Source organism: Arthrobacter saudimassiliensis, from assembly GCF_059090665.1.
On the sequence record NZ_JBNHFX010000003.1, the window covers coordinates 236,386 to 249,409 of the forward strand.

Annotated in this window: 10 protein-coding genes; 1 reads left to right on the forward strand and 9 read right to left on the reverse strand. The window is 69.7% G+C overall.

Annotated features, from left to right (window positions below; all coding sequences use genetic code 11):
- Positions 1-119 precede the first annotated feature (119 nt).
- The gene (locus tag AC5RV6_RS12360; RefSeq protein ID WP_494007627.1) at positions 120-2,063 is read left to right on the forward strand and encodes a right-handed parallel beta-helix repeat-containing protein; all 1,944 of its coding nucleotides are present in this window, start codon (positions 120-122) and stop codon (positions 2,061-2,063) included.
- Here AC5RV6_RS12360 and AC5RV6_RS12365 read toward each other — a convergent pair.
- The 9 genes from AC5RV6_RS12365 to AC5RV6_RS12405 form a co-directional block, all read right to left on the reverse strand.
- Complete coding sequence (locus tag AC5RV6_RS12365; protein WP_494007628.1) at positions 1,988-3,238, reverse strand: O-antigen ligase family protein; 1,251 nt, start codon at positions 3,236-3,238, stop codon at positions 1,988-1,990. The genes AC5RV6_RS12360 and AC5RV6_RS12365 overlap by 76 nt on opposite strands.
- Positions 3,238-4,746 (reverse strand): hypothetical protein, encoded by a 1,509-nt coding sequence (locus AC5RV6_RS12370; protein WP_494007629.1) that lies wholly within the window; start codon positions 4,744-4,746, stop codon positions 3,238-3,240. Before AC5RV6_RS12370 ends, AC5RV6_RS12365 begins: the two co-directional genes overlap by 1 nt.
- Positions 4,737-5,501, reverse strand: a complete 765-nt coding sequence (locus AC5RV6_RS12375) for a CDP-alcohol phosphatidyltransferase family protein (RefSeq protein ID WP_494007630.1) — start codon at positions 5,499-5,501, stop codon at positions 4,737-4,739. Before AC5RV6_RS12375 ends, AC5RV6_RS12370 begins: the two co-directional genes overlap by 10 nt.
- Positions 5,498-6,727 carry a hypothetical protein gene (locus tag AC5RV6_RS12380; RefSeq protein WP_494007631.1) on the reverse strand — a complete coding sequence of 410 codons (1,230 nt, stop codon included), beginning with the start codon at positions 6,725-6,727 and terminating at the stop codon, positions 5,498-5,500. Before AC5RV6_RS12380 ends, AC5RV6_RS12375 begins: the two co-directional genes overlap by 4 nt.
- Positions 6,728-7,155: 428 nt before the next feature.
- Positions 7,156-8,847, reverse strand: a complete 1,692-nt coding sequence (locus tag AC5RV6_RS12385; protein WP_494007632.1) for a hypothetical protein — start codon at positions 8,845-8,847, stop codon at positions 7,156-7,158.
- 134 nt (positions 8,848-8,981) lie between these two features.
- Positions 8,982-9,749, reverse strand: coding sequence for a hypothetical protein (locus tag AC5RV6_RS12390; protein ID WP_494007633.1), 768 nt, complete (start codon positions 9,747-9,749; stop codon positions 8,982-8,984).
- Positions 9,746-10,933, reverse strand: coding sequence for a DUF1972 domain-containing protein (locus AC5RV6_RS12395; protein ID WP_494007634.1), 1,188 nt, complete (start codon positions 10,931-10,933; stop codon positions 9,746-9,748). Before AC5RV6_RS12395 ends, AC5RV6_RS12390 begins: the two co-directional genes overlap by 4 nt.
- 11 nt (positions 10,934-10,944) lie before the next feature.
- Positions 10,945-11,391: an FAD synthase family protein gene (locus AC5RV6_RS12400; RefSeq protein WP_494007635.1), complete on the reverse strand. Its 447-nt coding sequence runs from the start codon at positions 11,389-11,391 to the stop codon at positions 10,945-10,947.
- Entirely contained in the window at positions 11,391-12,953 is a 1,563-nt protein-coding gene (locus tag AC5RV6_RS12405; RefSeq protein ID WP_494007636.1) for a sugar transferase, read from the reverse strand. The genes AC5RV6_RS12400 and AC5RV6_RS12405 overlap by 1 nt, the downstream gene beginning before the upstream one ends.
- Between the last annotated feature and the right edge of the window lie 71 nt (positions 12,954-13,024).

Sequence of the window (13,024 nt, forward strand, 5' to 3'; positions counted from 1 at the left end):
GCTCCTTGATAACGGGACGGCTGAGGTCGCTGGAATGGATTCGGCGCCACCGTGGCACGGCGCCGGCCGGTGTGATTGGCTTCGACCGGAACCTGCACGGGCCGCGGTCAGGAGAATCGATGTCTGTTTCACGGTGCCGCTCCCGTCCCTCTCAGCGCCGCGGGCTGCACCCGATGATCCTGCTGCTGCTCGCGGTGCTGGGCAGCGGCTGCAGCGCGGGCCCCAGTCCGGAGACCTCCGGATCGTCCGCACCGGCGCCCGCGCCGTCGGCCTTCGAGTCCCCGAAGGCGGCGGAGGGCGTCAGTCCCGATCCCGACGGCGACCAGGCCGGCAGCCCCGCGGCGCCGCAGGCTGCCATGGGGGCCCCGGTCCCCGGCGGCAGCGCCTATGCCGTGCCTGTGAACGCGCTGTTCGTAGCCCCGGACGGCTCCGACCGAGGCCCCGGCACTCAACGGCGGCCGCTCCGGACGGTCACCGCAGCGGTGAAAGCCGCCCGCGACGGGCAGACGGTGGTACTGCGGGCGGGCAGCTACCACGAGAGCATCACCATTCCCGAGGGCACCCGAATCACCCTCCAGCCCTACCCCGATGAAGCTGTCTGGTTGGACGGCAGCCGGCCGGTGGCCGGGTTCGTCCCGGTCGGCGCCGCTTTCTCCGCTGATTGGGACGTGCGCTTCGACCACAGCCCGACCTACACCTGGGGCGCGCGGGACGGACACGAGCACGGCTGGCATTTCCTGGATGCGCAGTATCCGCTGGCAGCGCACCCGGACCAGGTCTGGCTCGACGGGCAGCCGCTGCGGCAGGTCGGGAGCGTAGGGGAGCTCGACGTCGAGAGCTTCCACGTCGACTATGCAGCCGGTCGCCTCACCCTCGGCGCTGACCCTGCCGGGCGAAGTGTCCGCGCCAGCGCACTGGCCAAAGCCCTGAGCATACGGTCCGAAGGCACTGTGGTCAGGGGTCTGGGCATCCGCCGGTACGCCCCGTCCGTCCCGCACATGGGAGCAGTGACCGTTGAACGCCCGGACACGGTTCTCGAGGCGCTGACCATCAGTGACAACGCCACCACGGGCTTGTTCCTGGGCGCGCCGGACATCCGCGTCTCCCACCTGACCGTGGCGGGCAACGGCATGCTGGGCGTGACCGCAACCCATGCGGATGGGCTGAAGCTGCAGAACGCAGCGGTCATCGGCAACAACCGGGAGCATTTCCGCCACTCCCCCGTGGCGGGAGGCATCAAGATCGCCCGCAGCCGCGGGGTGGAGATCCGTGAAAGTCTGCTGGAGAACAACCAGGGCACCGGACTGTGGCTGGACGAATCGGTACGCGGTGCCGCGGTTAGCGGGAACGTCCTCAGCGGGAACGCGGCGCATGGCTTTTCCGCCGAAATCTCCGCCGACGTAGATGTGGTCGACAATGTGATCAGCGGCAACAGCGGGGCCGGCGCCAAGGTCAACAACTGCACCCGGGTGCGGATCTGGAACAACACGTTCGTGGGCAACGGACGGGAGCTGAACATCGTCCAGGACCCCCGAAGGGCAGACCAGCCGGGCACCCCCGGGCGGGATCCACGGTACGGGTTCGACCCGCAGGTGCCCTGGACCAGCGGCCCGACGGCAGTTCACAACAATATCTTCTACGGGGCGGGCAACGACTGCCTGCTGTGCGTGGAGGACTACTCGCGCCAGTCCTCCGCCGAGGACCTCGGCATCATGGCGGACGGCAATGCCTATCAGCGGCCGGAGGCGGGTGGGGTGGCTCCGGTGGTCCTGTGGGCAGGCCCGGGAGGAAGCAACCGGGCCTTCGCCACCGCAGTGGAATTCGCCGCAGGCACCGGCCAGGAGCAGGCACTCGTCGAGCTGCACGGTCCGCCCGTCGAGGAAGGTTCCTTGACTGCGCTGCCCCACGTTGCCGGGAAGGCCGCTGCCACCGCTTTGCCGCTGCCGGCCGATCTTGCGGCGCTGGCCGGCCGTCCCCCGGACACCCGTCATTTGGGCGCCTTCGTCAGCGTCTCCGACGCGGGCTGGGCGGAAGCCGGTGCGGACGCGGGCTCGGGCGGATAGACGGCGCTTTCGACGCGGGCGTCCCGAGTCCTGCCGGCGACGATCAGCGCGATGACGAAGAACAGGACAAAGGCGGCGCTGGCCTCCGTCAGCCCGTTCTCCAACGTGCTTCGGCCGACAACGAAGGTCAACAGGGTGGGCGGCAGGCCACCCGGGATGCCCCTGTTGGCAAACGCTTGGAACACGGCCGTCAGGACCCAGACGGCCAGCACCAACACCCCCACCACGCCGGCCTGGGCGAGCGCGGATACCCAGCTGGAGTCCAGCACCTGTTCGTCCCAGTACTGCCCCTGTACCGGGACGGTCTTGATGGAAAGCCCCTCCCCCACCCACCAGGTCCAGGTGCCGGGCGGAGTCGAGAGCACCGCTTCCCAGGCGATGGTGCGGGAATTCAGGGTCAGCAGGGAGGCGCTGTCGGGGCGCATCAGCAGTGAAGACACCAGCGGCGTGAAGAAGGCGACGCCGACGGCGAGCGGCACCGCGGCAAGGAACAGCACCACCAGGACCCGGCGGATCCGGCCGAGGTAGAGCACGTTGACCAGAACGGCGGCTGCCATCACCGCGATGCCGGTCCGGGAGCCGGTGGCCAGGACCGCCGCCCCCAGGACGACCGCACCCGGCACCGCCCAGGCAAGCCGGCGTCCCCGCAGCACCAGGTGCACGCAGCCCAGTCCCGGCGCCGCTGCCAGCAGAGCAATGAGGTTTGGGCTCAGGGGCAGGATGCCGCCCTCCAGCCGCCCGCCGTCCAGCAGTTCACCCACTCCGCCGGCGGCCGCGACGGCCCCGACCGCGCCCATCGCGGCCAGCAGCAGCCCAAGGGCGTCGGAACCCGGGAGCACCCGCAGCACCAGGACGGCAGTCAGACCCGCCAGGATCAGGCGGACGGCCAGCACCGCGGAGGGAAGCAGTTCTCCGCCCTGGGCGGCGCCGAGCAGCGACACCGCTGCGAATAACAGCAGGAGAAGCACGGGCCCCGCCGCCACGGGCCGTCGCTCCCCGGCGAGATTCCAGGCTGCCGCGGCGGACAGGGCGATGCCCTGCAAAGCGGCCTTGGCCAGTACCACGGTGTCCAGCCCCCCGTCGTAGTACACGCCCTGCCGCCAGGGCACCACGCTCACCAGCAGCAGGCACCAGACAGCAAAGCCTGCCCCGCGGTGGATCCACGCCGTCACCATCAGCCCTCCGTCACGGTGGGGGCGGTGGGAACAACACTCGCCGCGGCACCGCTTACCGGCGGACGGGCCGGTGCCCGGGCGGGCACCGGCCCCGTGTCTGTGACGTGACGGCTGCCCGCCTGCCCGGTATTCGAAGGTCCGGTCTGCCCTGCAGGACGCGCAGCTGCGGCGGGTCCGCGGGACCGGCCGTCTACCGTCCGCGGGCCATGGCTTCCGGTCCGGCCGCGGGACAGGTGCAGCACGCGGCTGCGCCGCCGCGGAGGGACCTCCTGCAACACTGCACCCAGCACCCGGACCCGGAGGGTCTGCAGCTCCAGGACTCCGAGATCCAGCTGCTCGTCGGTGGTCTCGCAATAGCAGGCCAGCACGACGGCGGCGGAGACTGCGGGAGCGAGCAGGGTGTTGTTCAGCGGGCCCGTTCCCGGCCGGGTCGGGACCAGCAACAGGTCGAAGCGCGCCGCGAGATCGTTCAGCATCGGACCGGAGCGGGCGGCGAGGTCCGCGGCAGGCAGCAGGTCCGCTGATCCGCCGACCGGCACGAGGATGAACTGCCCCCCGTGCACCGGTACCATGATCCGCTCCGGGGACGTTCCTGCTGCCAGCAGGTCAGTCCAGCCAAGGCCCCCCTTCGCACCTCCGGCGACCGGCCCGGGGGCGGTCTCGAGGACACCCACCCTCCGGCCGCCGGCGGCCAGATGCCCGGCCCACCCCTCCACCAGATCGCGCTGGGCATTCGAGGACCCCGGGCAGCACGAGGACAGCAGCAGAATCCCGGGCAGCCCCCCACCGGCGGCCTGCAGCACTGACGCCGTCAGCTCGCGGAAGCAGTCCTCCGCCGCCGTGCCGCCCCGATGACGGCCACCGGCCGGAGGAACCTGAGCGAGCAGCTCCAGTCCCGCCACCCGCTCAACGTCACGGGCTCCACGCAGGACACGCGGGCCGCCGCCGCCGGCCAGGGCGGCAAGCATGCCCAGCGCCACCCCGGCCAGCGCTCCTCCGGCCAGGTTCAGCGTCAGGTTGGGCGAAGCGGGGCGCACCGGAACCGCAGCCGGAACAAGCAGCTCGGCCCGTACCCTTACCGGGCCCGGCTCCTGGTCAGCTATGGCATCCGCTACCGCCTCAGCTGTTGCATCTGCGAGCCTGGCAGCTGCATCGGCATCGGCGGACCGGCCTGTGATCTGCAGTTGCGTGGTTCCGGGCAGGTTGGCGGCGCTCACCGCGCCGGTCACCTCCTCCGGCAGGACACCTGACGCCTGCGCGGCGGATTCCACGACGGCAGGCGAGCCGACCAGCGGAGGGTAGTTGGGCATCCGGTCCTCCGCGTACTCGGCATCCTGATAAGAGGTTCCGTCGATGGAAGAGGCGCGCACCTGAAGGAGCGCGTACGCCTCATAGGTGCGGGGGCCGAACCAAGTGGCGAGGGCCGCCGCGTCGACGGCCAGGAAGGTCACCAGCAGGATCAGCGCTGCGCGGCGGCGGAAAACCTCCATGTACTGGCTCAGTTCCACGATTTGACCTCCCGGTACCACTTCCCCAGCGCCAGAATGAGGAACGCCCACGTCAGCACCGCAAGGAGGGTGTACGCGGCGGTGAAGGCCGGCGGAGCAGCCAGCAGCAGGAACAGGACACACAGAAGCCCGAAGTCCGTGGGCAGCACCGCCAGCGAGTACACCACTGAGGAGCGGCCGTCACCGGCCAGGCGGGTCCCGCCGTCGCCCCTGCGTGCACGCCGCAGCTGGTCCATCAGCAGGGTCGCGAAGAAGTGCACGGTCGCGCCGGCCTGGAATGCCAGCGGCACCAGGTACCAGAGCGGTTCGAGGTCATAGGAGCGCCACCAGCAAACAAGCACCGCCAGATGGATGGTCCCGACTTTGAAGGCATCGACCGTGTGGTCCAACCACTCACCGGCGGCGCTGCCGGTCCCTTGGAGCCGGGCAAGCTGTCCGTCCGCTGAGTCCAGTGCGTATCCCACGACCAGGAGCGAGGCAACGAGGATGGCAGTCAGGGTGGCCAACGGTCCAGCGGCGAGCAGCCCGATTCCTGCAAAGGTGCAGGCGGCGCTGGCAGCCGTGACATGGTTTGGACTGAACCCGGCGGTGTACGCCCATGCTGCAAGGAGGCGTCCCAAGCGCCGGTTGATGAAACGCGAGTAGGCGGGGGCGCCCTTGCTGGTCTTCTGGGCGTTGGCCAGGGCGGCCAGCGCCTGACGAGTGGAGAGCCGATCGGCCGTCCGCTGGGTTCGCAGCGATTCCTGCCCCGTCATTGATGCACCCACTTCGCGGCAGCCGCCGCCCCGGCCCTGTCGGCTTCACCATCGGTTGCCAGCAGCGGAACGAGCAGGAAGCGCCGCAGTGCCAGCCCGCCGGCCAGCGCTGCGGCGGCGGCGGCGAACGGTAGCGGGGAAGCGGAACCAGCGACGGCGAGAACGGCGGCACCGGCAAGCAAAGCAGCCACGGTGTCGGCCAGGCGGATGAGGAAGACCCGCAGCGATCCGGCACGGACGGCAGCCAGGGTGCCGTAAGGGGTGGCCGCGGCGGTTGCTCCAGCGTAGGCCAGCCAGGCGGCGACGGCCCACGCATCCGGACTTCGGCCGGTGACGATCGGTCCGGCCACGGGAAGCAGGAGCAGTGCAGCCACGCTGCCCGTGAGGGTTATCAGCGTCAGCGCGGCTACCCCTCGGTCTGCCTGCCGGAGCAGGGTTGCCATGGGTGCGTCGCGGTTCCCCGCGAAGGAGGCGAACAGATAGGACGAAATGCCCGCAACGATCTGCATTGCCGGAGCCGCGTAAACCCGGGCTACCTCCAGCAGTCCGGCCGCTTCCAGTGACAGCACGAGCACCACCGCCGTGCGAAGTCCGGTCAGGAGCATCGGTCGCAGTGCCTGCTGCGCCGCCCGCCAAGCACCGAAACCGGCAATCCGGCGCCACCGGGCCCCGCGCAGAGTGACCCGGGAGCGTTCCTGGACCGGCAGCATCAGCCAGGCGACAACAATCCCTGCCAGCTGGCCAACGGCGAGCGCCGCGAGGAACAGGCCGAGGCCGCCGTCGCCGTCCACCGCGTGGCCGCCCGCCAGCACACCCCCGGCCACAGGCAGCACCATGAGGTCAGCGAACACGATCCCGGTGAAGCGCAGGCGCGCCATCAGCGTCCGGCGCAGCACATCCTTGACCAGGTAGGTGGCCACCGCGGCCGCCAGCGCCCCAAGCTCCGGCGGGCCGATCAGGCCCGCGGCCCAGGCCGCCGGCGGCACGATCAAGGAGCAGCCCACCCCAAGAACGACGAGCCAGCCCAGCAGGCCGCCGCGGGTGCCGGGGTCGAACCGGTCCAGGACAGTCAGCGAATCCCCAACAAACCCGGTGGTTAACGCGCCGCACACCACCAGCAGCCCGTACAGGATACTCAGGCTGCCGAGCTCCGGCAGCGACAGGGTGCGTGCTGCGACAGCCAGGATCAGGAAGGCCGTAAGGCCCTGGCTGGCCTGGGCAGCCACGGCCCAGACGGCGGGCGCGCGGCCACCCCGGGTGCGGGCGGCCCTCCTGCCATGCCCCGCACGGATCCTTCGCTGGCCGCCCCCCATCGCCGGGGTCATTTTGCTGCTCCAGCGCCATGCTGCGTGAGTACCATTCTGAGACCGATTTCCGTGCAGGTATCCCCAGCCATGCGTGCAGTCCCTCAAGTGCCGCCAGGCCGGCTTTCGCGCCCAGACTAGGAACCTACCCGTACCCGGGGCACGGGTAGCAGGTACTCGTTCCGCGATGCCCGCATCAGGCGGCTACCTGCCGCGTACCTACGTCGATACCTACCCGGGCGTGCGGCACCCGTCCGCGGCCAACGGCCACGGCAGCGCCGGCAAGGGCCCCACCGTGGCCGTTGGGGGAAGACCAAGCATGCAAGACCCGGCCATGCCCTAACTGTCAATCAGCCGCCGGCTGTCACATTGACCGCCACCGTTCCACTCCTGACCGTGTTACCGAAGGGATCCTTGGCGACGATCTGATATGTGTGCTGCCCTTTGGTGAGCCCGCTGTCAGTGAAGCTCAATGCGGGCCGTGAATAGAACCGCGAAACCGCCTGGACGGTGTGAACGACTCTGCCGTCCCTGATGACCTGATAGGTCAGCACCTCGTTGTCCCGGTCGTGGTTGGCCTGCCAACCGACGGTGACCTTTCCGGCCGAAACATACTTCGCCGTCGGGTTCGCGGCGGCACCGCTGACCTGGGGTCCCTGCTTGTTGGGCGCCAGTCCCTTTCCGGCGTAGCGGACCATCCCCTGCTGCGGGGTGCCGTTTGCCGTGGTGAACTCGCCCACCATGACCACGTAGTTGCTGTTGCCGGTGACGGCCCACGGCCCCTGGTACTGGCCGGTCGCGGTGCCCGTGTTCAATGCCGGATACCAGGCAAGCAGGCTTGGAGCCGGCTTGCCCCGCAGAGAAGTGAAGGCACCGTTGCCGAGCACGCCGGTGGTCGCTTTAGTAAAGGCCGTGGCCCGGTACCACGCAGTCGGCTCGGTGGGATCAGCGGCTGTGAACCCGCCGCCGGGCAGGTTGCCGCATCCGTGGGAGTGACTGGCAACGTAGACCGCACTGGCCGAAGCCCACACTCCGTAGCTGTCACCCCGACAATCCTGGACCCATTTCAGGTTCCCGTCTGACCAGTTGCCGGCAAAGGCGCCCTCGAGGTTTCCGCCTCCCTTGTAGTGGTAGCCGGTGCCGTAAAAATTCGTCCCGTCGGAATGCAGCGACAGGATGGCCGCCGTGTTTCCGCCGTTGCGGATGACGCTGTTTACACCCAGTGACATGTTGATGCCCGAGAGCGCGTTGACGCGGGCAAGCCCAAACCCCGGGTTGCCGGAGCCGTTCATTGTGGTGAACGCGCCGCCGATGACCATCTGCTTTCCATCAGGGGACAGGGCCATCGCGTTGACAACCCCATTTGCCCTCGGTGCCCAGGAGAGCAGGGCGCCGCCGTTGGCCGCGACCGCAGCCAGCCTGGACCGTGCCGTCGATCCGACGGTGGTGAAGTTCCCGCCCAGGTAGACGAAGCTGCCGGTGGCGACGATGCTGCGCACGGACCCGCCGACCTTGGGCGCGAACGAATCAATGAGCGCGCCGGTTGCGGGATCCAGGGCCGCGAGCCGGGAGCGGGGCTGCCCGTTGACCGTTGTGAAGTCGCCGCCGATATAGAGCCGCCGCCCGTCAGGGGACGCCGTCACGGCCAGCGCCTGCCCGTTCAGCTTTGGCGCAAAGGATGAAACCAGTGCGCCGGTGGTCAGGTTGAAGGCGAGGATGTTGCTGCGCGGTACGTTCTGTGTGCCGGGAGCCGCTCCTGCCGGGCGGGCCTGGCTGAACTTCCCGACCACATACACGGTGTTGCCGATGATGGTGCTCTGCCAGGCGACCCCGTTGTGCTGCGCGGTGGGCAACGCGTCCGCGGACACCGTGACGGGCGTCCGCGGATCGTTCGGATTGGCGGGTGCGGTGTCGGCCGACGCGGCGCCCGCCATCGCTCCAAGTCCGCCTGCGGTCAGTGCGAGTGTCATGGCCAGTACCGCGATGCGCCGGGCGGCGCGGCCAACGATGTGCCCGGAGGAACCGGGCTCGTACTTCTTCATACGTCTGCCTAACTGTGGGTGTTTGCCGTCCCGCGGTCAGTGTCCGCGGGACATTCCGGTGACAAACGGCTGCTCCTTTCCCTGTCCCCCGTCCTGGTCCCCCTACGCTGTGTGTGGCCGCTCCCGCCACCCCCCTACCCGGGCGTCGGCCCCTCGAAGGCGAGGATCGGAGCCGCTGCGGAATAGTTGAACCGGATCAGCACCTTTGACCGTTGCTCCGGTGGTACCAGGAACACATAGGTCGCTTCGACCCGTTGTCCCGGCTGCACGCTGGACGGCAGGACGGTGACCCCGGGCCCCATGAGCTCCATGCAGGGCTCCCGATCCGGACCCGCTTCAACGGTCAAAAGGGCGTCGGACAGATCGAGCGGCGAGGTGGTGTTGTTTACGACGCTGAGGCGGAAGCGGAGGGCGGGGCCGCCGATCTGTCCGATGCCCTCGGCCTCCCCCACCACCGCTTCGAGCCCGGTGACCGCTGCTTCGACGCCGCCGTGCCGGCTCGGCTGGTCGATCGGTGCGGGCGGGGCAACGGGCTGCGCTATCGCGGCCAGGTCCGCATCCGGCGCCGGCACGGGCGCGTTGGGGTCCATCGGAGGGGCGGGGGGCGGGGGCTGGGGTGCCGGCTCGGTCACCGGGCCTGTATCCTCCTCCGGCGCCTGGCTTGTCTCCTCCTCCGGTGCCGGTTGGGGTTCCGCCTCGGCAGGGGGCACGGAGGGTGGGGCCGTCGTCGCTGTCTGCCGAGGGGCGGCGCTCGCTGTCCCTTCGTCCTGCTGCACGGCCGTCGCTTCCTGTTTGCCGTCGCCGCGGTCCAGCACCAGCACGGCGGCAACGGCGGCCAGGACAGCCGCCAAAGCGGCGGCCGCAAGCCATCGTGCCCTTGCTGATCGCCATAGCCTGCTCATCGTGCTTCCTCATTCGTTGATCGGCGGCGTCCGCGCGGCCGCCGGGCCGGCGTGCTGCGCCCGGCCAGGCGCAGGCAGAGATCCTCGTAGCCGAGGGACACCTCGTCCCAGTCGTAGGCTTCGGCATTCCGCTGGGCGAGCTTGCCCCGCAGGGCGGTCTCGGAGGGCGCCGCTTCGGCGTCCTCCGCCAGCCGCCCGACGTCGTCCGGGTTCCGGAAATACCGGCCCTCACCACCCAGCACCTCGCGGTTGAAATCGACGTCGAACGCGTTCGTGGGGGCGCCGGCCCCCATGGCGCGCAGCAGGGAGGGGTTGGTGCCGCCCACGGAATGTCCGTGCCAGTAGACCAGGGCGTTGGCGTAGAGCTGGTCGAGCAGGTCCTGGTCCCAGAGTCCGCCGGTAAACCGCACACGGGAATCCGCCAGGTCGTGGAGACGGCGCGTGTACTCGCGCGAATAGGGAGCGCTGCCCACCACCACCAACGGCAGGCATGCCCTGCTGTGGGCGTACCCCTCGATGATCAGGTGCAGGTGGTTCTCCGGTTCGAACCGCGCCACCGCCAGATGGAAGCGGCCGGGCTGCAGGTTCAATCCGGCCAGCCGGTCGTGCCCCGGAGCGCGCTGCACCGGGGCGCCGTACGCGAGATAGGTGGTGTCGGCGTCAAACTCGCGCCGGTAGTAGTCCTGGATGCCACGGGCGTCGGCGATGAGGGCGTCGGACCACCGCACCGCCAGGGCCTCCGCCATCCGGTAGTAGCGCCGGCCGTTGGGTCCCCACTTGGCGCGTTTCCACTCCAGGCCGTCTACGTGCGTGGCCACAGGAACCTTTGCGGCGCGGAGGACCGGAAGCCAGGGGGCGTTGGCGGAGTTGAAAACGATGGCAGCGTCGGGCCGGGAGCGCTCCCGCAGCGCCCTGCTCAGCAGGTGGCCGACGGAGAGCCCGGTGTGGGTCAACGTCTCCAGGGAGCGTCGCCGGGCCGCCGGCAGGTGCACGAGCTGCATGCCGAGGTGGGTGGACAGGACAGGCGTGCCGGCAGCGGAGCGACAGTACACCGTCACCCGGTGTCCCCGGGCCGCGAGCCGGCGGCCTACTTCTTCGACGCAGGTTTCGAACCCCCCGTAGCGTGCGGGCACGCCTCGGGTTCCCATCAGGGCAATGTGCAGGGGGCGCGGCGTCGCGGCCATACGTCGTTCTCCTATCCTTCCGCCGTGCGTCGCGCAGCTGCCGGACCCAAGTTGAAGAGTTCGAGAGTGCGGCGCAGGCGGGAGCTTGAGGTATGGGCGGTATAGGGGAAGTACTCCACCTCCACGCCCAGGGGGTACAGGTCCTGCTCGAGCTGACGGCCCCGGAGGGTGCCGCGCCAGTCGTCGCCCTTGAACAGCACGGAGACCCCCAGCTCCCGGCACATCGTGACCTTGTCGGTGGTTTCCGCAACGGCCTTGTCCACGCAGTCGAGCGCTCCGACGATTTCCAGCCGCTCGGCCAGGGGAATGAACGGTTCCCGGCCCTTGCGTTCGACCAGGAGCTCGTCGGTGACCACGCCGGCGACCAGAAAGTCACATCCGGCGCGTGCCCGGCGCAGCAGGTTCAGGTGGCCGATATGGAACAGGTCGAATGCGCCTGCGGCATATCCGACTCGCATCACCACGCCCCCACGGGGCGGAACATGACCCTGACCGTGCGCCACAGGATCTGCAGGTCGCCGGCCAGGGACCAGTTCTCCACGTAATACAGGTCCAGCCGCACCCCGTCCTTCCAGTTCAGTTCGCTGCGCCCGTTGGTCTGCCACATCCCGGTGATGCCAGGTTTGATGTACAGCCGCCGGTACACCCGATCCTCATACCGGTCGACCTCACGCTGTAGCGGAGGCCGCGGACCCACCAGGGACATCTGGCCGACAAGGACGTTCCAGAACTGGGGCAGTTCATCCAGCGAGTAGCGGCGCATCCAGCGGCCCACGCGCGTGACCCGCGGATCGTGCTGCATCTTGAACAGGAGCCCGGAGGCCTCGTTGCGGTCCAGCAGCCCCTCCAGGTCGTCTTCGGCGCTCGCCGCCATGGAGCGGAACTTGACCATCCGGAAGGTGCGCCCGGCACGGCCCACGCGTTCCTGCCGGAAGAACACGGGCCCCGGGCTGTCCCGCTTGATCAGGATGGCAAGCACGGCGAAGACGGGCAGCAGCAGGATCAGCGCCAGGGCGGAGCCCACGATGTCCAGGCCCCGCTTGAGCACGTGGCGCGCCCCGGTGTACTGGGGCAGCTCGACGTGCATCAGCGGCAGGCCCTCCACCGGGCGGGCCTGGATCCGCGGCCCCGCTACGTTTGTCAGGCCGGTGGTGAGGATCAGTTCGGTGGAGGTCTCCTCCAGCCGCCATCCGAGTTCCTGCACGTACGCGCTCCCGCCCCGCACCGGACCGGCAACCACGACGGCGTCCGCGCGGAGCAGCCGGGCGGCGGCCACGACGCTCTCACCGTCGGCGAGGACAGGGTAGTCCCGGCCGTCGACCCGGAGGGCCGTGCGCGGTGTGGATGAGACCAGTGCGACGCCGAGGACCTGGTAGGCACCGCCGGCCTTGTTTTCGATCTGCTTGACGACATAGCGGGCGTCCCGGGAACGGCCGAGCACCAGGACGCGGGACTGGTAGCGCCCTTGGCTGCGCTGGTGTGTCAGCCAGCGTCGGAGCAGCCACCGCGTGGCAGTCAGTCCCGTGATACCGCCGGCGAGGGCGATGGCGAAGAACCCGCGGGCGATGTCCACGCCCAGTACTACGCAGGCCAGGGCAACCACGCCCAGCAGCGTGACCGTTGCCGAGATGACCTGCTTGTATTCGTCGGCACCGATGCCCACCACTCGGTCGTTGCGGGTGCGGTAGATCGTGAGGGCCGCAAGCCAGCCTGCTGCTATGCACGCGGCCACCAGCACGTAGGGCAGCTCGATGCTGGCGGCCGTGACGCTGGCTGCTTCCGTCCCGAAGCGGGCCAGGTGCGCGGCAGCGACCACGGCAAGGATCACCAGCGCGTCAAAGGCGAGCAGGATCCTGCGGTACCGCCGGCCCCAGTGGAGCCCGACGGGCTCGCCGCTGCGGTGCAGGCCGGGAAACCTGAGATCCGAGGCCGTCTCCTGCAGCAGGGGGGACCGGGTTCGGCTGTCCGGGCCGGACCCGGCCGAAGGAACAAGCACTCCGGCTGCAGGCCGGGAAGTCACCGAAGGGGTCGACGGCGGCTGGGGGGAAGCCTTGGTCTCAGGAGGCTTCGACGCCGTCGACCCCGCTCGGG

Coding starts and splice junctions, on each gene's coding strand:
- AC5RV6_RS12360 (WP_494007627.1), top strand. CDS start 120: ATGTCTGTTTCACGGTGCCGCTCCCGTCCCTCTCAGCGCCGCGGGCTG.
- AC5RV6_RS12365 (WP_494007628.1), bottom strand. CDS start 3,238: ATGGTGACGGCGTGGATCCACCGCGGGGCAGGCTTTGCTGTCTGGTGC.
- AC5RV6_RS12375 (WP_494007630.1), bottom strand. CDS start 5,501: ATGACGGGGCAGGAATCGCTGCGAACCCAGCGGACGGCCGATCGGCTC.
- AC5RV6_RS12385 (WP_494007632.1), bottom strand. CDS start 8,847: ATGAAGAAGTACGAGCCCGGTTCCTCCGGGCACATCGTTGGCCGCGCC.
- AC5RV6_RS12390 (WP_494007633.1), bottom strand. CDS start 9,749: ATGAGCAGGCTATGGCGATCAGCAAGGGCACGATGGCTTGCGGCCGCC.
- AC5RV6_RS12395 (WP_494007634.1), bottom strand. CDS start 10,933: ATGGCCGCGACGCCGCGCCCCCTGCACATTGCCCTGATGGGAACCCGA.
- AC5RV6_RS12400 (WP_494007635.1), bottom strand. CDS start 11,391: ATGCGAGTCGGATATGCCGCAGGCGCATTCGACCTGTTCCATATCGGC.